Source organism: Pontivivens marinum, from assembly GCF_900231835.1.
In the GTDB taxonomy this organism is placed as follows: Bacteria; Pseudomonadota; Alphaproteobacteria; order Rhodobacterales; family Rhodobacteraceae; genus Pontivivens; species Pontivivens marinum.
The window spans coordinates 185199-206712 of the sequence record NZ_OCTN01000002.1 but is presented as its reverse complement, the minus strand read 5'-3'; the positions used below and the strand labels follow the sequence as shown (position 1 = coordinate 206712).

At 58.5% G+C, this 21514-nt stretch carries 23 protein-coding genes and 1 tRNA gene; 5 read left to right on the top strand and 19 right to left on the bottom strand.

Annotated features, from left to right (window positions below):
• Positions 1–29: 29 nt before the first annotated feature.
• From guaB to CR254_RS06905, 9 genes are all read right to left on the bottom strand, one after another.
• Positions 30–1481 (bottom strand): IMP dehydrogenase, encoded by a 1452-nt coding sequence (guaB, locus tag CR254_RS06945; RefSeq protein WP_097929124.1) that lies wholly within the window; start codon positions 1479–1481, stop codon positions 30–32.
• A gap of 119 nt (positions 1482–1600) precedes the next feature.
• The gene (locus CR254_RS06940; protein ID WP_097929123.1) at positions 1601–2782 is read right to left on the bottom strand and encodes a CaiB/BaiF CoA transferase family protein; all 1182 of its coding nucleotides are present in this window, start codon (positions 2780–2782) and stop codon (positions 1601–1603) included.
• A gap of 55 nt (positions 2783–2837) precedes the next feature.
• The gene (locus CR254_RS06935) at positions 2838–3779 is read right to left on the bottom strand and encodes an NAD(P)H-dependent flavin oxidoreductase (protein WP_097929122.1); all 942 of its coding nucleotides are present in this window, start codon (positions 3777–3779) and stop codon (positions 2838–2840) included.
• Positions 3776–4783, bottom strand: a complete 1008-nt coding sequence (locus CR254_RS06930) for a phosphotransferase family protein (RefSeq protein ID WP_097929121.1) — start codon at positions 4781–4783, stop codon at positions 3776–3778. Before CR254_RS06930 ends, CR254_RS06935 begins: the two co-directional genes overlap by 4 nt.
• The gene (locus tag CR254_RS06925; RefSeq protein ID WP_097929120.1) at positions 4764–5423 is read right to left on the bottom strand and encodes a histidine phosphatase family protein; all 660 of its coding nucleotides are present in this window, start codon (positions 5421–5423) and stop codon (positions 4764–4766) included. Before CR254_RS06925 ends, CR254_RS06930 begins: the two co-directional genes overlap by 20 nt.
• A gap of 3 nt (positions 5424–5426) precedes the next feature.
• Positions 5427–6659, bottom strand: coding sequence for an acyl-CoA dehydrogenase family protein (locus CR254_RS06920; protein WP_097929119.1), 1233 nt, complete (start codon positions 6657–6659; stop codon positions 5427–5429).
• A 141-nt stretch (positions 6660–6800) separates the two neighbouring features.
• On the bottom strand, positions 6801–7271 hold the full coding sequence (locus CR254_RS06915) for a MaoC family dehydratase (RefSeq protein WP_097929521.1): 471 nt from the start codon (positions 7269–7271) through the stop codon (positions 6801–6803).
• 134 nt (positions 7272–7405) lie between these two features.
• A complete protein-coding gene (locus CR254_RS06910) occupies positions 7406–8755 on the bottom strand; it encodes a sigma-54-dependent transcriptional regulator (RefSeq protein WP_097929118.1) in 1350 nt (449 codons plus the stop codon).
• Positions 8739–10529, bottom strand: a complete 1791-nt coding sequence (locus tag CR254_RS06905; protein WP_097929117.1) for a sensor histidine kinase — start codon at positions 10527–10529, stop codon at positions 8739–8741. Before CR254_RS06905 ends, CR254_RS06910 begins: the two co-directional genes overlap by 17 nt.
• 107 nt (positions 10530–10636) lie before the next feature.
• Between CR254_RS06905 and msrP the strand changes: the two genes are divergently transcribed.
• On the top strand, positions 10637–11596 hold the full coding sequence (gene msrP, locus CR254_RS06900) for a protein-methionine-sulfoxide reductase catalytic subunit MsrP (RefSeq protein WP_097929116.1): 960 nt from the start codon (positions 10637–10639) through the stop codon (positions 11594–11596).
• Here the strand turns inward: msrP and CR254_RS06895 are convergent, their stop codons facing one another.
• The 3 genes from CR254_RS06895 to CR254_RS06885 are packed head-to-tail and all read right to left on the bottom strand — an operon-like array spanning position 11597 to position 12814.
• The gene (locus tag CR254_RS06895; RefSeq protein ID WP_097929115.1) at positions 11597–12283 is read right to left on the bottom strand and encodes a DUF1638 domain-containing protein; all 687 of its coding nucleotides are present in this window, start codon (positions 12281–12283) and stop codon (positions 11597–11599) included.
• Positions 12280–12615 carry a YbjQ family protein gene (locus tag CR254_RS06890; RefSeq protein WP_097929114.1) on the bottom strand — a complete coding sequence of 112 codons (336 nt, stop codon included), beginning with the start codon at positions 12613–12615 and terminating at the stop codon, positions 12280–12282. Before CR254_RS06890 ends, CR254_RS06895 begins: the two co-directional genes overlap by 4 nt.
• Positions 12596–12814, bottom strand: a complete 219-nt coding sequence (locus tag CR254_RS06885) for a hypothetical protein (protein ID WP_097929113.1) — start codon at positions 12812–12814, stop codon at positions 12596–12598. Before CR254_RS06885 ends, CR254_RS06890 begins: the two co-directional genes overlap by 20 nt.
• A gap of 52 nt (positions 12815–12866) precedes the next feature.
• Between CR254_RS06885 and CR254_RS06880 the strand changes: the two genes are divergently transcribed.
• A complete protein-coding gene (locus CR254_RS06880; protein WP_097929112.1) occupies positions 12867–13397 on the top strand; it encodes a hypothetical protein in 531 nt (176 codons plus the stop codon).
• A gap of 6 nt (positions 13398–13403) precedes the next feature.
• Here CR254_RS06880 and CR254_RS06875 read toward each other — a convergent pair whose 3' ends face one another.
• From CR254_RS06875 to CR254_RS06865, 3 genes are all read right to left on the bottom strand, one after another.
• The gene (locus CR254_RS06875; RefSeq protein ID WP_097929111.1) at positions 13404–14108 is read right to left on the bottom strand and encodes a cobalamin B12-binding domain-containing protein; all 705 of its coding nucleotides are present in this window, start codon (positions 14106–14108) and stop codon (positions 13404–13406) included.
• A gap of 176 nt (positions 14109–14284) precedes the next feature.
• The gene (bmt, locus tag CR254_RS06870; protein ID WP_097929110.1) at positions 14285–15301 is read right to left on the bottom strand and encodes a betaine--homocysteine S-methyltransferase; all 1017 of its coding nucleotides are present in this window, start codon (positions 15299–15301) and stop codon (positions 14285–14287) included.
• Between the two features lie 20 nt (positions 15302–15321).
• Positions 15322–15732, bottom strand: coding sequence for a SufE family protein (locus CR254_RS06865; RefSeq protein ID WP_097929109.1), 411 nt, complete (start codon positions 15730–15732; stop codon positions 15322–15324).
• 229 nt (positions 15733–15961) lie between these two features.
• Between CR254_RS06865 and CR254_RS06860 the strand changes: the two genes are divergently transcribed.
• On the top strand, positions 15962–16420 hold the full coding sequence (locus tag CR254_RS06860; RefSeq protein WP_097929108.1) for a hypothetical protein: 459 nt from the start codon (positions 15962–15964) through the stop codon (positions 16418–16420).
• 21 nt (positions 16421–16441) lie between these two features.
• On the opposite strand, the gene rnd is transcribed toward CR254_RS06860, so the two are convergent.
• Positions 16442–17614: a ribonuclease D gene (rnd, locus tag CR254_RS06855; RefSeq protein ID WP_097929107.1), complete on the bottom strand. Its 1173-nt coding sequence runs from the start codon at positions 17612–17614 to the stop codon at positions 16442–16444.
• A gap of 136 nt (positions 17615–17750) precedes the next feature.
• Positions 17751–17837, bottom strand: a tRNA-Leu gene (locus CR254_RS06850).
• Positions 17838–17984: 147 nt separating this feature from the next.
• Here CR254_RS06850 and lipB point away from each other — a divergent pair.
• Positions 17985–18638: a lipoyl(octanoyl) transferase LipB gene (gene lipB, locus CR254_RS06845; RefSeq protein WP_097929520.1), complete on the top strand. Its 654-nt coding sequence runs from the start codon at positions 17985–17987 to the stop codon at positions 18636–18638.
• A gap of 63 nt (positions 18639–18701) precedes the next feature.
• Here the strand turns inward: lipB and CR254_RS06840 are convergent, their stop codons facing one another.
• Both CR254_RS06840 and CR254_RS06835 read right to left on the bottom strand, forming a co-directional pair.
• Positions 18702–18962, bottom strand: a complete 261-nt coding sequence (locus CR254_RS06840; protein ID WP_097929106.1) for a hypothetical protein — start codon at positions 18960–18962, stop codon at positions 18702–18704.
• A gap of 127 nt (positions 18963–19089) precedes the next feature.
• Positions 19090–19350: a hypothetical protein gene (locus tag CR254_RS06835; RefSeq protein WP_097929105.1), complete on the bottom strand. Its 261-nt coding sequence runs from the start codon at positions 19348–19350 to the stop codon at positions 19090–19092.
• 442 nt (positions 19351–19792) lie between these two features.
• On the opposite strand from CR254_RS06835, the gene ctaD reads away from it, so the two are divergent.
• On the top strand, positions 19793–21499 hold the full coding sequence (gene ctaD, locus CR254_RS06830; RefSeq protein ID WP_097929104.1) for a cytochrome c oxidase subunit I: 1707 nt from the start codon (positions 19793–19795) through the stop codon (positions 21497–21499).
• Positions 21500–21514: the final 15 nt, after the last annotated feature.

The following is a 21514-nucleotide window of genomic DNA, read 5'->3' as shown; positions in this document are numbered from 1 at the left end:
ACGCCGCAGCGCCCAGCAGTCAAATATTTTTATCCGCGCAGGCGGTAATTCGGTGCCTCACGGGTAATCTGAACGTCATGCACGTGGCTTTCGCCCAGTCCTGCATTGGTGATCTGAACAAACTGACACTGGGTGCGCATTTCATCAACGGTGCGGTTTCCGGTATAGCCCATGGCCGCGCGCAGGCCGCCAACCAGTTGGTGCAGAACGGCACCAGCGGAACCTTTATAGGGCACCTGCCCCTCGATACCCTCGGGGACCAGCTTGTCCGAACTGACTTCCTTTTGGAAATACCGGTCAGCCGAGCCGCGCGCCATTGCGCCGACGGACCCCATGCCGCGATAGGCCTTGAACGAACGGCCCTGATACAGGATCACCTCGCCGGGTGCCTCATCCGTGCCGGCCAGCATCGAACCGACCATGGCGCAGGACGCGCCGGCCGCAATTGCCTTGGCAAAATCGCCCGAGAATTTGATACCGCCATCCGCGATGACCGGAACGGGGCCAGCAGCCTTTGCGCAATCCGAAATCGCGGTCAGCTGTGGAACGCCAACGCCAGCAACGATACGCGTGGTGCAGATCGAACCGGGCCCGATTCCCACCTTGACCGCATCGGCACCGGCATCAATCAACGCCTTGGTTGCATCGGCAGTTACTACGTTTCCGGCAACAACCTGAACATTAGGGTTCAAGCGCTTCACCCGCGAAACAGCCGACAGAACCGAGACGGAATGACCATGCGCCGTGTCGATCACGATCAGGTCACACCCTGCATCGATCAGCGCCTCGGAGCGTTCAAACCCGCTATCACCAACGGTCGTCGCCGCGGCAACGCGCAGGCGGCCCAGCTCGTCCTTGCACGCCTGCGGGTTCAGAACCGCCTGCTCAATATCCTTGATGGTCAACAGGCCGGTCAGGACGTTCTTTTCATTAACGATCAGAACCTTCTCGATCCGGCGATCGCGCATCAGCGCCTTGGCCTCATCACGGTCAGCAGGCTCACGCAGAACGGCGAGGTTATCGCGGGTCATCAACTGCCCAACGGGGGTCGTCACGTCCTCACAGAAATGCATATCGCGGTGGGTCAGAATGCCTGCCAGCGTGCCATCAGGGTTCTTTACCGGAAAACCAGTGATCCGGTAACGCTCCTGCAAGGCACGGGCATCGGCCAACGTCATATCCGGCGTCAGGGTGATGGGATTATAGACGATACCGCTTTCAAACCGCTTAACGGCGCGGACCTGACGGGCCTGCTCCGCCACATCAAGATTTCGGTGCAGAACGCCGATACCGCCAACCTGCGCCATGGCAATCGCCATTTTACGCTCGGTTACGGTATCCATGGCGCTGGACAGCAGCGGAATGTTCATCGCGATGCTTTGCGTCACGCGGGTGCGTGGATCAGCGTCGGCGGGCTGTACCTCGGATGCGGCAGGCACCAAAAGCACGTCGTCAAAGGTGAAAGCTGGGCGGATGTCCATGGGCGGAAACTCCTGCACGATTTGGCACTGCGGCGGGTGGCGTTTCCTCAGGCTCTATTCCATGCCGCGCTGCAAAAGAAAACCCCTGTTTGACCCGCCGATTGTATCAATACACGCAATTAGCCAATCGCGGCCCCGCTCTGGATCAGGGCGTCGATCTCCGCCTGACTATACCCTGCCTCGGCCAGGACGGCGCGGGTGTCCTGACCAAAGGATGGCGGCCGCAGGCGTTTGGGGTCCGACGGAGTCCGCCCCATCTTGACCGGATTGCCCAGCATGCGCAGCCCATCCACCTCAATCGCCATTTCGCGGTGTACGGTATGCGGGTCGTTCATCACGGCGGGAACGTCTAGAACGGGACCGGCGGGCACAGCCTTGGCCATCAGCGCCTCGGCCAGCTCCTTGCCATCCCACTCCGCGAAATACGGGATCAGGGCGGCGCGCAGTTCCGCGCGATGCCCGTTGCGCGCAGGATGATCCGAGAAACGTGGATCCTGCAACAAATCTTCCGCCCCGATGACAGCGCACATTCGCGCGAACTGCCCGTCATTGCCGGCCGCGATATAGATTTTCGCACCCTTGGTCGGAAACACGTCATAGGGCGTGATATTTGGATGGGCATTGCCTGTCGGCGCAGGGGTCTTGCCCCCCAGAAACCAGTTTGCCGCATGGGGGTGCAGTAAACTGACCGCCACATCATACAGCGTCATATCAATGAATTGGCCAAGGCCGGATTTCTCACGCTCATACAGTGCCATCGTTATGCCGATCATCGCGCTGAGGCCGGTGCCGATATCAACCAGTGGAATGCCAAGGCGCAGCCCCTCTCCACCAACATCACCGTTAACGCTCATCAGGCCCGATTGCGCCTGCACAACCGCATCATAGCCGGGCAAGCCCCCCAGAGGGCCATCGCCGCCAAAACCGGAAATCCGGCAATGGATCAGGCGCGGAAATTCATGCTTGAGCGTGTCATACCCCAAGCCCCATTTTTCCATGCCACCCGGTTTGAAATTCTCAACCAGAATGTCTGCCTCGGCCAAAAGGCGTCGCAAAACCTCCCGCGCCTCTGGCTGTCGCAGGTCCAGCGCCATGCCGCGCTTGTTCCGGTTAACGCCCAGGAAATAGGAGGCAGCACCGGAGTCTTCCTCGAATGGAGGGCCCCAGAAGCGGGTTTCATCGCCCTGCGGCGGCTCAATTTTGATAACATCCGCACCATGATCGCCCAGCCATTGCGTGGCAAAGGGTCCGCCCAGCACGCGCGTCAGATCAACAACTTTCACCCCGTCGAGCGCACCCATCAGCCTATCCTCCTTGGCCGTCAAAGCACCCTCAGGATGCTTTGACGAAATTAGTTTACAGCGCCAGTCGCGCCCGTGCCCTTGCGTATTCCTCAGCCAGCTTTGCCACAAGATCGGCCGCAGGCACAATCGCGTCAACAGACCCGATCCCCTGACCCGCGCCCCAGATTTCCTTCCACGCCTTTGGCTTTTCCCGATCCGCGCCGAAGCTCATCGTATCGGCACTGCCATCAGGCAGGTTGTCGGGGTCCATGCCTGCCGCCTCAATCGACGCGCGCAGGTAGTTGCCGTGAACACCGCTGAAAAGGTTGGAATAGATGATATCCTCGGCACGGCCATCCACGATCCCCTGCTTATAGGCATCGGCGGCATGGGCTTCCTCCGTCGCGATAAAGGGCGAGCCGATATAGGCATAATCCGCGCCCATGGCCTGCGCCGCCAGGATCGCATCACCGCTGGAAATCGCACCGGACAGCAACAACGGCCCGTCAAACCAACTCCGAATTTCACGGATCAGGGCAAGTGGATTAAGCCGCCCCGCGTGACCACCCGCACCCCATGCAACCGCGATCAGGCCATCGGCGCCCTTCTCGATCGCCTTATGCGCAAAACGGTTGTTGATGACATCATGCAGCGAAATTCCGCCCCATGCATGCACAGCCTCGTTCACCTCGGGCCGTGCGCCTAGCGACGTGATCGTGATCGGCGGTGCATATTTCGCACAGGTCTCCAGATCCTCCTCCAGCCGCGAATTCGAGCGGTGAACGATCTGGTTCACAGCATAGGGTGCTGCGGGCTGATCCGGATTGTCGCGGTCATGGGCAGCAAGGGCCTCAGTAATCTCAGCCAGCCATTCATCAAGCTGGCTTTGCGGACGTGCGTTAAGGGCTGGAAAACTGCCGACAATACCGGCCTTACACTGGGCAATTACCAGAGCAGGGTTCGAAATAATGAACATCGGGGATGCGACTGCTGGAATACGTAGGTTGTTAATCATTTGATCCTCATCAATGCGGCTTGGGCAAACATCGGTACATATGCGCCCATTTTTAAACCGGCTTCCGGGTTAGAGGCGTTGCCATCCAAGGCGCGTTTTTTCACGCCCTGAATGATCGCGGCCATTCGAAAAAAGGCAAAAGCGACGGGGTAGTTAAGGTCAGGAACCTCGCTCAAACCCGCCCGCTTCGCGTAAAGTTCTGCATATTCGGCGTCGCTGGGAATGCCTAATTCGGCACGATCAACCCCCATCAGACCACGTCCCTCAGCCCCCGGCGGCAATTGCCATTGCATGATCTGCGAGCCAAGATCGGCCAGCGGATGGCCCAGCGTTGACAGCTCCCAATCCAGCACCGCATTGCACTGCCCGCTACCGTCAAATAGCAGGTTGTCGATACGCCAATCACCATGTGCCAAACGGGCCGCGCCCTCTGGCGGGGTTTGTGCGTCTAGCCACGCGATCAGCTCCTCCATCGGTTTCAGGGTTTCCGTTTCCGAGGCCCGATATTGCTTGGTCCAGCGGCCGACCTGACGCTCAAAATAGTTGCCGGGCGGGCCGTAATTTTCCAAGCCAACGGCAGCCGGATCAACCGAATGCAGCGCGGCCAAGGTGGCATTCATACTGTCATAGACAGCAGCGCGGATCTCGTTGCTTTCCCCCTTTAAGCGGGGGTCAACCCAGTTCTGCCCCTGAATGAAGGACATGACGTAGAACATTGTTCCCAATACGCTTTCATCCTCACATAGATGTAGGGCATTAGGCACTGGCACGTCCGTATCGCGCAGCGCGGATAGCACGCGAAACTCACGATCAACCGCATGGGCGGATTTCAACAACTCGCCATCCGGCTTGCGTCGGATCACGTATTTCCCGCTGCTGGCCGTTAGAATAAATGTCGGGTTTGACTGCCCCTGTGCGGTTTTCTGAACCTCGGTTATCGGGCCGCGAAAACCAGCGACATTTGCCTCAAGATAAGGTGCAATCTCAGATATAGGTGCGGGCATGGCGGCGATCCTTTGCGTCCAGATGCGGGCTGGCGTTGAACAGGGACAACCGCAAGCGGCCATCCTCAACAATCAGGCGGTGCAGACTGGCATTATGAATGTTGACGAGCAGGTCGGCAGTTGTTGCGGGGGTCAGCCCCAGCACGCGCGCCAAGGTGACGCCGATCACACCGCCAGACGTAACCAGCAATGTTGTACCACCCTGCGCAATAGCGGCATCAATTACGGCCTGTGTACGGGTTGAGAACGCCTCGTAACTCTCTCCAGAATTTGAGATTTCGCCCCGCGCCCAATGTTCGAACAGGCGCGGGAACATCGTGGTGAAATCTGCGCGCGATTGCGGCTCAGCGGTGCCGGTAGCGCGCATGTACTGCGTGGCGAGGCTTTCAAAATGCAATTCGTCCAGCCGGGGATCCTCACCCACGGCTGGTAAATCGCATGTTTGCGCAATGCCCTGCGCCGTTTCACGATGACGCCGCAGTGAGCCGCGAAACACGCGATCAAACTGCATGGCATGGGTGTGCATATAGCCACCCAGCCAACGCGATTGCTCATGCCCCAGGGGGCTTAACCGGTCATAATCGTCTGATCCGAACGAGGCCTGCCCGTGCCGAACCAGAACGATTTCACTGTCGGGCAAGGGTCAGGTCGCCTGATTGGTATACGGTTTCAGCTCCGCCCGCGCGACCTGACGACGATGCACAGCATCAGGGCCGTCAGCGAGGCGTAGTGTCCGCACATGGGTCCATGCTGTGGCCAATGGCGTGTCCTGACTGATACCGGCAGCACCATGCATTTGCACTGCTTCATCAATGACTTCCAGGGCGACACGAGGTGCCACAACCTTGATCTGGCTGATCCACGGGGCCGCCGCGCGGCGGTCACCCTGATCCATCATCCATGCGGCCTTGAGACACAGCAGACGCGCCTGTTCGATCTTCATCCGTGCCTCGGCAATGATGTCGAAATTCGCGCCAAGCTGGGCCAGCGGCTTGCCAAAAGCCTCACGCTGCGTGGAGCGGCGACACATCAGTTCCAGCGCAGCCTCGGCCTGGCCAATCGCACGCATGCAGTGGTGAATGCGGCCCGGTCCCAGGCGCCCCTGCGAAATCTCGAAGCCGCGCCCCTCGCCCAGCAGCAAGGAATCCGCAGGAATGCGGACATTGGTGAAGCGCATGTGCATGTGGCCATGGGGGGCGTCGTCGTGGCCGTACACCTCCATCGCGCGCAGGATTTCGATGCCCGGTGCGTCGGCTGGAACCACGACCATCGAGTGCTGGCTATGCTTTGGCCGGTCATCCGAAGGGGTCGAAACCATGACGATATAGACCGCACAACGGGGGTCGCCCGCGCCGCTGATCCACCATTTTTCACCATTCAAAACATAGTCTTCGCCGTCACGAACACAGGTCATCGACATGTTGGTCGCATCCGAGGAGGCAACGTCGGGTTCGGTCATCGCATAGGCGGACCGGATCTGACCGTCGAGCAGAGGTTTAAGCCAACGCTCCTTCATCTCGGGCGTGCCGTAACGCTCGAACACCTCCATATTGCCGGTATCGGGAGCGGCGCAGTTAAAGACCTCCGCCGCGAGGTGAACCTTGCCCATTTCCTCGGCCAGATAGGCATATTCAACGGTGCTGAGACCGTAGCCCTTTTCGCTATCCGTCAGCCAGAAATTCCACAGGTTTCTGGACTTTGCCAGTGCCTTCAGGCTTTCCAGAATTTCGGTCTGACGCTCGGAATATTCGAAGCGGTTTCCTGTTGACCCGACCAGCGACAGAAACTCGTCCGATAGCGGTCTGATATCTGTTTGCACCATCTGGCGCACCTGTTCGATCAGCGGTCTGACCCGTGGTGTAATGCCCAAATCCATGACGCTCTCCCCTTTTTATTTTGGTGCAGACTGACCGGACGTGCGGTCAGGGGCAAGAGGGATCGTGGCGGCAGTACGGGGCGGGCTGCGGTGTGGCTGCTATATGGCTGCCCTGTGACTGCGCACTAAAACACTCAACAATTAGGCAAAATAGCCCCGTGTAATCCAGATTGCGGCCAGTGCGGGTTTGTCTGAATTTTCAATCTCGACCGTGACGGAATGGTGGGAGGTGACCTGCTGCGGCGTCTCCTGCATCCGATCTAACGTGAACTGTCCGCGGATTCGGGCACCCGCCGGAACAGGGCTGAGAAAGCGAACGCGGTCGAACCCGTAATTCACCCCCATGGCTGTATCCTGCGCCACGGGCACGGCGTCATAGGACATCGCGGCGAGGTAAGATAATGTTAGGAAACCGTGTGCTATTGTCGATCCGAACGGAGTGTTTGCGGCGCGCTCAGGATCGGTGTGAATGAACTGCTCATCCTGCGTGGTGCGGGCAAATTCATCGATCAGCGGCTGTGTAATGTCGAACCATTTGGAGGTGCCAACATGTTGCCCGATCATGCCACGCAACTGCGGCAGAGGTAGAGTACGCTGATGGGGCAATGACATGTGAGTGACCTTTTTGTTTTGGGGCCAACACGGCGCGGCACCACAATCGCGGCGAAGGTCGCCAATATCCCGTGCAGTTGCAAGGTTCCGACTGCCGGTAAGGGGACCATTGCCCCCTACCGACATGGGATCACTCAGACGAAATCTGTGCGGCTGATACCGTATTTCGCCATCTTCTCGTTCAAGGTGCGTCGCGGCAGGGCCAGTTCGTCCATTACCGGCGCAATGGCACCGTGGTGGCGACGCAGGGCGGCCTCGATCTGTAGGCGCTCGAAGGCCTCCACATGATCCTTGAGCGGGCGCAGTTTGGCCTCTGACGCGGCCTCGGTCGGTTCGGGAATATCCTCGCCCAGAACCTCGCGCACGGCGCTGGCCCCTTGGCGAGAGCGTAGGACAAACCGTTCCGCAATGTTGATGAGCTGTCGGTGATTGCCCGGCCAGTCATGTTCTAGCAGAGCCGCTGCGTCCTCCGCCCCGATATCAGGACGGGCCGTGTCGTAATCCTGCGCGAAACGATCCACGTAATGTTCGAACAACATCAACACATCCTGCCCGACGCTGCGCAGGGGTGGGGTTGTGATCTCCAACGCGCTGAGCACGTAATACAGCCCCGGTGAGAATTGGCCGCCGGCGACTTCATCCGCGACCTTCTCATCGGCGATGGTCGCGATGCGGGCGCGGATCGGCGTGCCGTCAGACATCTTCCCATCGGTCAGGGTTTGCCCCAAACGCGCCTGTAGGCGGGCGGGTAAAGCGGAGATATTTTCAAGCACAACCATGCCCTGCCCCGCAGCGATCAATAGCGGCGGATTACCCGACCGGTCAGGGGAAAAGACACGTTCCTCAATATGGCCCGGTGCCTCTGCCGCGCAATTCAGCGTCAGAAAAGGATGGCCGGCATGGGGGCCAGCGGCATGTAATGCCCGCGCGACGAGGCTGCGCCCTGCCCCACGCTCACCCGTTATCAGGATGGGGGCGTCCGCATGGGCATAATCCAGAATCGTATCGCGCAGACGTGTAACCGGCGCACTGTCGCCCATGATTTGCCGCAATAGAACAGTGCCGTCGGCAAGCTCACGCCGCAGCAGCCGGTTATCAATAGTCAGGCGGCGGGCGGCACCGGCGCGGTTGACCAGATCGCTCAACCGCTCAGGATCGAAGGGTTTTTCCACGAAATCATATGCACCGGCGCGCATCGCCTCTACCGCCATGGTCACGTCGCCATGGCCTGTAATCATGATGACCGGCAGGGTCCGATCCTTTTTTTGAAGCAGCGCCAGCAGCTCCAGCCCATCAAGGCCCGGCATCCGCACATCGGAAATCACCACCCCCGGATAATCAGGATCGATCTGATCCAGCGCGGCGGTCGCGCTGTCAAATGTGCGCGGGGCAAAGCCCGATAGGTCCAGCCATTGGCTGACCGAGGCGCGCATGTCCTCCTCATCATCGATGATCGTGACGGGCAGTTTATCTTGCTCGCTCATGGTCCGGTTCCCCCTGTTCCGGTGTTCTCAACAATGGCAGGCTGATTTCGAAAACAGCGCCGCCGTCGCTGGCATTTCGGGCGTTCAGGCTGCCGCCTAGATCGCGCGCGATGCCTGCGGAAATGGCTAGGCCCAGGCCGACCCCCTCACCGGGGGCTTTGGTCGTGAAAAACGGCTCGAACAATTCAGCGGCGGGGACTTTGAAGCCGGGGCCGCTGTCGTGAACCTGTATTCGGGCGAGGTTCGGGCCGGAAAATACCTCGATCGTGATCCGAGGGTCCGGCTGCCCACGCATCGCATCGGCGGCATTGCGCATCAGGTTAATCAACACCTGTTCCAGCCGCATTGTATCGGCGCGCACCATGACGGGGCTGTCGGGCATATGGCGGACGATCTCGATCCGGTTCTGCCCGATTTGCGGCGCCATGATCGCCAGAGCGGCCATAACAGAGCGACGCACATCCACGGCGGCCAGTTCTGTGCCCCCCTTGCGCGCGAAGGTTTTAAGCTGATTGGTGATGGTTGCCATCCGCGTAATCAGATCATCGATCCGTTGGAAGGAGGTCATCGCCTCCTCCGGTCGGTTCCGTTTCATCAGCAATTGCGCGCCCGCCAGATAGGTGCGCATCGCGGCCAGCGGTTGGTTCAGCTCATGGCTGACCGCCGCTGACATTTGGCCCAAGGCGGCAAGGCGTGAGGATTGTTCCAGCGATTGCTCCGCCTCCTGCAAGCTTTGCTCGACACGCAGGCGCTCCTCAATCTCGGACCCTAGGCGGACGTTGAGCGCGCGCAGTTCTTCGGACTCGCGTTGTAGTTGTAGCGACCGGCGCGCGATGCGGCGGGATATAATGTACAGGCCAAAGGCGACCAGCAGCGCCATTGCCATAACCTCAATCGCGATGGCGCCGGTTACACGCTCGTTCACCTCGGAGGTTGGGGCCAGATAGGTGACGGTCCAGCCGCGGAAATCAACCTCACGGTCGATGCGCAGGAAAACCTCGTCATCAATCGCGACCTGCGGGCCTGCGCGGCTGGGATCAAGTGACAGCATCGGCAGTAATGCAAACCGGCCCGAGCCCTGCGCCGAAAGTGGATCAAGGAACGGCGACAGCGAGCGGTAACGCCATTCGGCCCGTGACGACAGCAGAATCAAATCCTCGGCATTGGTCACAAAGACCTGATCCTCGCTGGCCACCCATTCGCCCTGCAATCCGGCCAGATCGACCTCGATCACGGCGACGCCCAGAATTGTGCCGCTTTGCTGAATGCGGCGGGCGAAGTAAAACCGCTGCTCCGACTCCGAAATGGCAACGGTGGCAAAAACCGAGATATCCTGATCAAGCGCCAGTTGGAAATAGGGGGCAATGCCGTGATTGATCTTATCGTCGCCCTGCTGCGTGTCCGCCACCAAGGTGCCGCTGGCCGTGTACAGCGACAGGCTGAGCGCGCCGATTGTGGACTGCACCCCGCCCAAGGTCAGCCGCGTTTGCTGCGATGGCGCGCCCGTTAGCGCCGATAGCAGCAGCATATCCTGCGCCAACAGCGCAGAGGCGACGGTATAGGTTTTCAGCACGGACTCGATAGCGTTTGCGTATAGCGTCGATCGGACCGAGGCACGGTTGGCCAGCGCGCCCATATACCGGTCGCTCAGCACGATCCAGCTGGCCCATAGCAACAGCGCGGATAACAGCAAGGCCATGCCCCCCAACACATATTGGGTGCGTGGAACACGACGTAGCCGTGCCGATAGCGGGTCTGTAATGCGCTGGTTCATTGGTACGAAACCTAGTTATCGCCCCCCGATCAAGCAACTTTGATTGGGGTGGATCAGAGGTAATTGATAGCTATTGAGCAAAGCATAGCCCGCGAGAGGAACATATCATGCACTACCATCGTCGCCCATCATGGGCAATTTCAGAATCCATGGTCACGCCTGAGCATGTTTTTCTCAACCGTCGCAGCCTGTTAGCGGGAATGGGCATGGGTGCAGGCCTGTTGGCCATGCCCGGTCGCGGACGTGCGGAACCGGGTGTTTCGGAACTGTCCGGCGCACAGAATCCTGCCTATGCGGATGCCGGTCGGCCAGTAACGGGTGAGGTGACGAACTCCACCTACAACAATTATTACGAATTTGGCTCCTCGAAACGGATTTCCGAGGAGGCGCAGCAACTGGATGTTAGCGGCTGGAAAATCACCATTGCCGGTTTGGTCGAGGAGGAATTCCAGATCGACATGGACGACCTGTTGGGCCGTGTCGCGCTGGAGGATCGCATCTATCGTCATCGCTGCGTTGAGGCATGGTCGATGGTTGCGCCGTGGACGGGCTTCCCCCTCGCCCGCTTGATCGAAATGGCAAAGCCGCTGAGCAGCGCGACCCATGTAAAGTTCCAGACCTTCCTCGACCCGGATGTCGCGACCGAACAGCGCGCAACATGGTGGCCGTGGCCCTATACCGAGGGGCTGACCATGGATGAGGCCATGAACGACCTGTCCTTCATGGTGGTGGGTGCCTATGGCAAGGAGCTGCACAAGCAGTTCGGTGCGCCAATGCGCCTGCACACGCCGTGGAAATTCGGCTTTAAATCCATCAAATCCATCGACCGGATCGAGTTCACGAATGAACAGCCTGTAAGCTTCTGGGAGGAACTGGCCGATAACGAATATGGCTTCTGGGCCAACGTAAACCCCGAGGTGCCGCACCCCCGTTGGAGCCAAGCGACCGAGCGGGTTCTGGGCACAGATGAGCGCATCCCCACCCAGCTCTATAATGGTTATGGTGAGCAAGTTGCGGACATGTATGGCGATCTGCCCGATACCGTGGGTCAACGTTTCTGGCGCTGATTAAAACCCTGCTAGGGCCGTGGCCAATTCGCCATAGCCGGTAAAGCGCCGCTCGAACCGCAATCCCAGCGTTTCGGCGGCGCTTTTTGCCTTCTGCGTCAGAGCGTCATCATCGGTTTGCGCCAGATAGACGAGGGTTTCGTAATTGCCGAAATACATCTCTCGCAATTCAGGGTGTTGCTGTAACCCGAGTGGCCGTGTGACGAAGGTATCGAATTGCCGTGCGAGGAAATCGGTTAGGTAGAAGGCCGTGACTTCCTCACGCGCGGCCTGCATTTCAACCCCTTCGAAAAAGGCGTAGCAGTGCGGTCCACGAATGCGGGTCACGTCGTGCCGTTCGCAGACTATGTCCAGCGCGCCGCCGGTTCCACAATCGGCATAGAGCACGAAGATATCCGCATAACCCTCTGATTTTGCGCGCAGGATTTCATGCTCCACCGCAGGTGCTATCCTGTCAGGATGATTGTGCAGGATCGCAGGCAAGCAGCGCAGGGTAAAATGATCTGCCCCGTTGGCACGGTTCACGGCGAGGATTTCGCGCGCCAATGCACCGCACACGATCAGCGCGGTGCGCCCCTGTCCGGCTTGCAGGCCGTCATGGGTCAGCGCCTCCACGTCTAGGGGCGAACGGGCGATTGGTGCGGCTGGTCGCGCAGCAAGGCGCGCCGCGCGGCCCTGACGCCTCATACCAGACGGACCGCCGTGCCGTAGAACACAACCTCTGACGCGCTTTGCGTGATGGTCGAGGTTTGCATCCGCACGCCGACTACAGCATCCGCACCAAGCTCTTTCGCATCGGCAATCATCCGGTCCAAAGCTTGCTCACGACTGGCGGCGAGCAATTGCTGATATTCGCGGATTTCCCCACCAACCAGATTGCGCAGCGACGCGACGATATCCGAGCCAACATGTTTTGCCCGCACAGTCGAGCCGCGCACCAAACCCAGCGCAGAGGCTATTTCACGACCGGGCACTGCATCGATGGTCAAAACTGGAAACTCAGCGTTCGATTTGGTCATAGTGATCATCCTCTGCATTGTTGGTGCGATCCCGAATGACGCGCACGAATATATAAGCTGCGATTGTTATGATCGGGACAATAGCGAACAGCAACGGCGGTACAGTCGCCGCCGCCATCAACAAAAATCCGACATAGACGGTCAATGCGGCAGCAGCCAACACGGCAATAATGATGAGAACCAGACGATCTAATGGCACGGTTGAACGCTCCTTTTGCTATATATTGTCGTGCATTGGATCGCGCGCAAGCTTGACCAACGTGTTTTTCGCTGAACTACTTCGCACGATGGATTATTACGATAGATATGAGAAAACCGTGCGCCTGCCGTGGCACTGGATAATACCTGCCCTCGTTATGCTCGTGGCCGTCATCACACTGTACACCGCGCAACAAAAACTGGCGACAACCGCGCAGCCTTTGCTGGAGCATCGCGCACACATCCTGCGTGTTGGCAGCTATCGCACCCAGCATACGCGCATCACGCGGGGCAGCTTTGTCAGCAGAACGGATACTGATATCGAGGCCGAGATGGAGCTGGAATGGACCATTGACGGGCTCAGCTACAGCAACGTGTTTCCGGTCAGTCCCAGTGTTGTCACGTATCTACGAACGCTAGACACATACACCATTCACTATAATGCGGATCATCCGGCGCAGGCCTTTACCCGTATCGAGCATGTCAGGCGCGCCGCTCTGCTCAGGGCACTGACTGCACTGGGTATCGCGGCGGTATCCGTCGGGATTTGGGTGATTATGTGGTCCCCCAAACCCCGACAGTGAAGCTGCTTAAACGGTGCCCTGCTGGTTGTGCTTGCGCGCCATCAATTCCTTGGCGGTTTCCACAGCAACGGCAGCATCGCGGCAATAGGCGTCGGCGCCGATTGCCTTCCCGAATTCCTCGTTCAACGGGGCGCCGCCGACCAGCACGATATAATCGTCGCGCATGCCCTTTTCGACCAGGGTGTCGATGACCACCTTCATGTAAGGCATTGTTGTTGTAAGCAATGCGGACATGCCGAGGATGTCGGGCTCCTCACGCTCGATCGCTTCGATATAGCTCTCGACAGCGTTGTTAATGCCCAGGTCGGTAACCTCAAAGCCTGCGCCCTCCATCATCATGGAGACGAGGTTTTTGCCGATATCATGGATGTCACCCTTTACCGTGCCGATCACCATGCGACCCAGACGTGGCGCGCCGGTTTCGATCAGCAGTGGCTTCAGGATACCCATGCCGGACTTCATCGCATTGGCGGCCAGCAGAACCTCTGGCACGAACAGGATACCGTCGCGGAAGTCGATGCCGACGATGCGCATGCCTTCAACCAAGGCTTTGGTCAGAATGTCATATGGGGTCCACCCCCGTCCGAGTAGGATGTGCACGGCCTCCATGATCTCATCCTTGAGACCGTCATAGAGATCGTCATGCATCTGGAGCGTCAGCTCCTCGTCATCAAGTTCGGAGAGGATGATGTCCTGTTCGTCGTCGGCCATGGGTCGTCCATCCTATTGTGCGTAAATCGCTTGCTGTACATCGCATATAAGACCGCGTTTCCATAGGGAAGCGGCCCAATCACGACAATGTTCAATCATCGGGCGACATTCGCCCATGGCGCAAGCATAAATCCGGTTATGCCGAACACTTGCGCCATAGACGGCTGTCAGCAGTATTAGCTGCGACGGCGGCGGCGTTCTCGCTTGGGCGCGGCCTCCGCTGCTTCGCCGGTGCCATCGCTGGCGGAAGAGAACCCGCCCAGCGTTTCGGCAATCAGCTCAAGGCTCGGCTTGGGGCCAACGGGGGTTTCCTCCAGCGCGCGGCGCATCGCCACCAAATGCTCGGGCATTGTACCACAGCAACCGCCAATGATTTTCGCACCCAGATCACGCGCGAGGCAGGCATATTGGCCCATCAGTTCCGGCGTGCCGTCATAGTGGATGTGACCCTCGACATATTTCGGGATGCCCGCATTGCCCTTAGCGATCAGGTTCGACCCACCCGCCGCATCGACCATGCCTGTCATCGTGCGCAGAAGGTCAGACGCGCCAACACCGCAATTCGCACCAAAGGCCAGCGGCGCGTGGGGCAAGCCGTTCATAAAGGTGGACAGACCGGTCGAGGTCACGCCCATCATTGTGCGGCCAGCGGTGTCAAAGCTCATCGTGCCGCACCATGGCGCGTTCAGGTTTGCGCATGCCTCGGCCGCGGCGAGCATTTCCTCCTCGGAGCTGATCGTTTCAACCCACAAAACATCCGCGCCACCGGCCAGGAGCGCTGCGCCTGCTTCCTCGAACATCTCAACGGCAGCGGCATGGGTCAGCGGACCGACCGGAACCAACAGCTCACCGGTTGGGCCCATGGACCCTGCAACGACGATATCACGGCCCGAGGCATCGGCAGCCTCACGTGCGATTTCGGCGGAGGCTTTGTTCAGCTCTGCCACGCGGTTTTGCGCATTGTGCAGCTTCAGCCGCGATGCATTACCGCCGAACGAATTGGTCAGAAAGATGTCTGAGCCGGAATTCACAGCGCCATCATATAGCGCGCGGATCTTGGCTGTTTCCTCGACGTTCCACATCTCTGGCGCGTCACCGGACATCAGGCCCATATTGAACAGGTTCGTCCCCGTCGCACCATCTGCAAGCAGCCAGTCGCGTTCGGAGAGTAGGCGGGAAAGACGATCGGTCATGTCGTAGTCCTTTCGGAGGATCAGGCGGCAGAGGCGGCGAACAGGCGCACACGTTCAATCATCGCGCGCAGGCCGTTGGAGCGCTGTGCGCTAAGATGGGAATCAAGGCCAAGGCGGGCAAATTCCGCAGGGGCATCAATGGCAAGAATTTCAGTCGCAGTACGCCCCGAATATAGCGTGCGCAAAATGGCGATCAGGCCGCGCACGATCATCGCGTCGCTTTCCCCGTCAAAGGTAATCACGTCACCCTTGACCTGCGGAACCAGCCAGACCTGCGATGCGCAGCCGTCCACCTTGGTCGCGGGGGTGCGCAGATTTTCGTCAAGCGGTGGCATTGCGCGGCCCAAGTCGATGACATGGGCGTAGCGATCCTCCCAATCGTCCAGAAACTCAAAGGTTTCAACGATCTCTTCAAAGGCGGCGACAGCCATGTAATTGCTCCGTTTCAGGCCCCCATTCAGGGGCGCGACGTTTCAGGGCACCATAGGGTACGTGCACAGGTTGTCGTGCGATGTACGCCCTGAGGGTCGAGGCGTCTAGACCCATGGGCCAGCTATATTCCATTTGCCGCAGGTCATCGCGTACTGATGCTAGACCTACAGCAAGTCGCAGCATAATGTCCGCCCAGAAAATACGCATAAGCGTTAGAGGGAGAATTTCATGTTCGAACGCCGCCTAATCACGATGAGTGGACTTGCCATTATGGCAACACTAACTTTGGCCGCCTGTAATCGTGAAGAAGTAGAGGCCGAACCGGAAGTTGTTGTTGAGCCGGATATGCGCGTTGCACAAATTGACCGGCTTGATATCGGGCGTTCGCCCGGCGGCTGGATCGTCACCGCCCATGCCCGCGATGAACGCGGCGTGATCGAGCGGATGCATTTCAGTGAGGGTGAGCGCACGGATGACGTGCTGTCCTATGATCTGGAAAGCGCGATCACCGAAATTCCGGCGCAGGGTTTGGGCCGCCTGATGCCGCAGGCCGGTTTGGCGGCTGAGTTCATCCCGGATGCGGAACTGGACGGTGTGATGGTGATTGAGGTCAATGCCCTGAATGGCAGCCAGCGTATCACCGTTCCGCAGCGTGTGCAGGCGCCGGTAGAGGTAGAGGCGCAATAGCGCCCCTGCCCTTTGGGTGCGTTAGGGTTGCTCGATCTCGACGATGTCGATGGTCTTGCCCCGCACGCCTAGGGCGATGCGGCCCTCGATCAGGTCGGCCGCTTGCGATCCAAAAATCTCATGCCGCCAACCGGTGCGGATACGGTTGCCTTCTGGCTGCTTCAGGACATATGCCTCCAGCTCCGGCATGGTCGCGATCAGCTTTTGCGCAACACCTGTGCGTTCGGACTGCGCCTTTAGCAGCACCTTGAGCAGGTCCATCAACGCGGGGCTGGCCTGTGCGTTGCTGTTGGCGCGCTCATCCGCGCGTGGCAGATCCGCATCGGGGATGGCCATCGCAACGCGCACAACCTCAAGAATCGCATCGGCGGTGCGTCCCTTACGCGCCTCACGCAGCAACAGGCGGGATTTGCCCAGATCCTCGACATTGGTCGGGCGATTCGATGCAACCTCAAGCAGGGCGTCATCCTTCATCAGGCGACTGCGCGGAATGTCACGATCCTGCGCCTCGGCCTCGCGCCATTCGGCAAGGCCACGGGCAACGGCAAGGAAACGCGGTGCGGAAGACCGAGTTTTCAGGCGCTTCCATGCGTCCTTGGGGTCGGCGCGATAGGTGTCAGGGTTGGTCAGAACGCCCAGTTCCTCCGTCACCCAACGCTCGCGACCGGATTTGGCGATTTTTTCGGCTAGATGCTCGTAGATATCGCGCAGATAGGTGACATCCCCCACGGCATAGGTTTTTTGCTTACCGCTCAACGGCCGACGCGACCAATCGGTAAAGCGCGAGGATTTGTCCAAGCCCGCCTTGCAGATCGACCGGACGAGCGTTTCATAGCCCACCTGCTCACCAAAGCCGCAAACCATGGCTGCAACCTGCGTATCGAATAGCGGAACGGGCAAAGCGCCGGATTTTTGCCAGAAAATCTCAAGATCCTGCCGTGCGGCGTGAAACACCTTCACCACGGATTGATCCTGCATCAGCTCGAACATCGGCGTCAGATCAAGGCCATCGACCAGCACATCAACAATCGCTGCTGTTTCCGGGCCGGTGCCGGGATACGCGATCTGAACCAAGCAAAGCTGTGCGTAATAGGTTCGTTCACGCAGAAACTCGGTATCAACGGTAACATAGGGGTGTTTTGCTGCCTCGGCGCAAAACGTCGCAAGGGCCTCAGTCGTCGTGATTTCGAGCATTTATCCGCCTAGTTTCGCCTGTTTTTCTATAGCTAGCTGATAGACGTGCGGAAACCTAGTGCCAAGCGGCGAAACCGCGCAGTTTTGCCGAGGCGAAACCTGAAACACATCTAAGGAAGAATGACCAAGCTGGATATGGTGCGGTCGAGAAGACTCGAACTTCCACGGGTGTTACCCCACAGCGACCTCAACGCTGCGCGTCTACCAATTCCGCCACGACCGCATATCCCAGCTTGGTGTCGGGTGAATAGCGAACCGTTTGGGGGAAGTGAAGCGGAAAAAACGTCATATTGAAAAAAGGATCAAATGCGGGGTTCTGGCCGTCGCGCTGCGCACTCTATATATGGTGCGCAAATTCGGGGAGATGGTCATGGTGGAATGGAAGTGGGCAGACGGGCTGGTCAACTATCCGGATGCGGTCGCGCATATGGACCGACAGGTGGCCGGCATCCACGCCGGTACATTGCCAGAGCAGGTTTGGCTGGTTGAGCACCCACCGCTATATACCGCCGGCACCAGCGCAAATGCGAATGACCTGCTAAGCCCAGACCGTTTTCCGGTCTATACGGCGCAGCGCGGTGGGCAATACACCTATCACGGACCGGGGCAGCGTGTGGCCTATGTCATGCTGGACCTCGGCAAACGGGGGCGCGACATTCGCGCCTTTGTTGCGCAACTGGAACGCTGGGTGATTGAGACCTTGGCTGAATTCAATGTGCGGGGCGAAATTCGGGACGGTCGTGTTGGTGTTTGGGTACAGCGCCCCGACCGCCCTGCCCTGATTACCGGTGGTCTGCGTGAGGATAAAGTCGCGGCGATTGGCCTGCGCGTGCGCAAATGGGTCAGCTTTCACGGTATTTCCATCAATGTGGAGCCGGACCTGTCTCATTTTGACGGCATCGTTCCGTGCGGCATCAGTGAACATGGCGTCACGTCGCTGGTCGATCTGGGCCATCCTGTCACGATGGAGGATGTGGATACCGTCCTGCAACGTACCTTTGGCGACGTCTTTGGCGATGCCTAAACGAAAAGGCGCGGCCCATAGGGACCGCGCCAATTCGGAGCTAGATAATATCTAGCCTGTGGATCAGTTGATGATCGCTTCAATATTGCGAGTCTGCTCGCTAGTGGATTCATCGCTTTCAACGACGTCCTTGATCTGCGCCAGCTGGCCCATGGTCAGTGTGGACACGTCTACCTCAACACCCAGTGCTGACAGCTCGTTCGAAACCAATGTTTCAAACATTGTCAGGCCTTCGCCCATAGTCATTTCGGAGTGCGCATCAGCAAAAGCAGCAGTAGAAGCAAGCGTAGCGGCGGTAGTCAGTGCAATAATAGTATTTTTCATAACTAATCTCCAATAATTAATTTTAGAAGTTACAATCTATATTCGATCATCGCTTCTGGTGTATTAACGGGCCGAGGTCCAAATTGGTTTCATATTTTTTTGAAATCATTTTCACCGGCCCGCCTAATCAGTGGATGATCTGCTCGATGTTGCGACGGATCTCTGCGGTGCTGTCACCGGATTCAGCGTGACCCTTAACGGCAGCCAACTCGCCACGTGTCAGCATTGACACATCGGCGTCGATGTTCAGGGCCCGCAACTCATTGGACACCAACTGCTCCAGCATGGTCGCGCCATGACCCATAGGTGCAGCAGCGTGGCCCTGAGCGAAGGAACCGGTTGCGGAAATGGTTGCAGCAGCGGCGAGTGCGATAAAAGTAAGCTTCATTTTGAATCTCCAAATTTTCTAACTATGCTCCGACAGACATCCTGTTCTCTCGGTCGTGGTGGAGTAACTGGAGCAGGTGCGAATTTGTTTCGCCCCACTGTGTTCACCAAGCTGTGAGGTGGGGGTCGAGCAACAGGGACATCAATTTTTTACGATCAATTTCAGATACTTGAAATACCCCACACCACACCACGACAATTCTGAAGCAGATGAAACAGCAACCCGATCAGCCGCTGTGGATCGTAGAAGGTGGATCGCATCCGGCCTAAAACGCGATGGTCATCCCCCCGAAAGTACCTAATAACAGGGCGATGGGTCGCAGGTGTGCTAGGCTGGAAATGGTTGAGCACAGCGCAAGCTTTCTATAGCACCAAATCAGCAGCTAAATGTCGGGAGAGTGCCGAGTCGGTTCTCCCGCCGAATATGACGACAGGAGACGACAATGGCAGATGCATCTACGCATGCGGCCGGCGAGCATGACGAGCGGGGCTTTTTCACCCGCTGGTTCATGTCCACCAATCACAAGGATATCGGGATACTCTACCTGCTGACCGCTGGTCTGCTGGGGCTTATCTCTGTTGCCTTCACGGTTTACATGCGCATGGAGCTGATGCAGCCGGGCGTACAGTTCATGTGCGATCCACTGGTTGAGGGCGCGCGCTTCTTCTCCGGTATGGGCGCTGAGGATTGCTCCTCACCCAACGGACACCTCTGGAACGTGATGATCACGGGCCACGGCATCCTGATGATGTTCTTCGTTGTTATCCCTGCACTGTTCGGCGGGTTCGGCAACTACTTCATGCCGCTGATGATCGGCGCGCCGGATATGGCGTTCCCACGATTGAACAACCTGTCCTACTGGATGTTCGTTATCGGTGGCGCACTTGCACTGGCATCCGTTGTGTCGCCAGGTGGTAACGGTCAGAACGGCTCCGGCATTGGCTGGGTGCTGTACGCGCCGCTATCCACGTCCGAGGGTGGCTATTCGACCGATCTCGCAATTTTTGCGGTTCACGTGTCGGGTGCTTCGTCCATTCTGGGTGCGATCAACATCATTACAACCTTCCTGAACATGCGTGCCCCGGGCATGACCTTGTTCAAGGTGCCCCTGTTCGCATGGTCGATCCTGATCACCGGTGTTCTGATCCTGCTGGCGCTGCCGGTTCTGGCTGGAGCAATCACCATGCTGCTGACCGACCGGAACTTCGGCACTGCCTTCTTCCAAGCGGAATATGGCGGCGATCCGATCCTGTATCAGCACCTGCTGTGGTTCTTTGGTCACCCTGAAGTGTACATCGTGATCGTGCCTGCCTTTGGCATCATCTCTCACGTTGTTGCGACCTTCTCCAAGAAGCCGATCTTTGGCTACCTGCCGATGGTTTGGGCGATGATCGCGATTGGCGCGCTCGGCTTTGTTGTGTGGGCGCACCACATGTACACGGTCGGCATGTCCACCTCGCAGCAGGCCTACTTCATGATGGCCACCATGGTTATCGCGGTTCCGACAGGCGTTAAGATCTTCTCGTGGATCGCGACGATGTGGGGTGGCTCGGTTGAGTTCCGCACACCAATGCTCTGGGCGTTCGGCTTTATCTTCCTGTTCACCGCTGGTGGTGTAACCGGTGTGGTTCTGTCGCAGGCTGCGGTTGATCGCGCCTATCACGACACTTACTACGTGGTTGCACACTTCCACTACGTGATGTCGCTGGGTGCGGTGTTCGGTATCTTTGCCGGTATCTACTACTGGTTCACCAAGATGTCGGGCCGTGAATATAGCGAGCGTTGGGCCAACGTGCACTTCTGGATGATGTTTGTCGGTGCAAACATCACCTTCTTCCCACAGCACTTCCTGGGTCGTCAGGGTATGCCGCGTCGCTATATCGATTATCCTGAGCAATTCGCGCTGTGGAACTTCGTATCGTCGATGGGTGCGTTCATCTCCTTCGCGTCGTTCCTGCTGTTCCTCGGCGTTATGGCCCATGCCCTGATGTATGGCCGCCGCGTGACGGAGCCTAAATACTGGGGCGAAGGCACTGACCCAACGCTGGAGTGGACATTGTCCAACCCTCCACCCGAGCACACCTTCGAGATCCTGCCAACGCGCGATCAGTGGGATGAGAGCTTGATGGAAGGACGCGGCCACCACTAAGGCCCCGCCGGATAA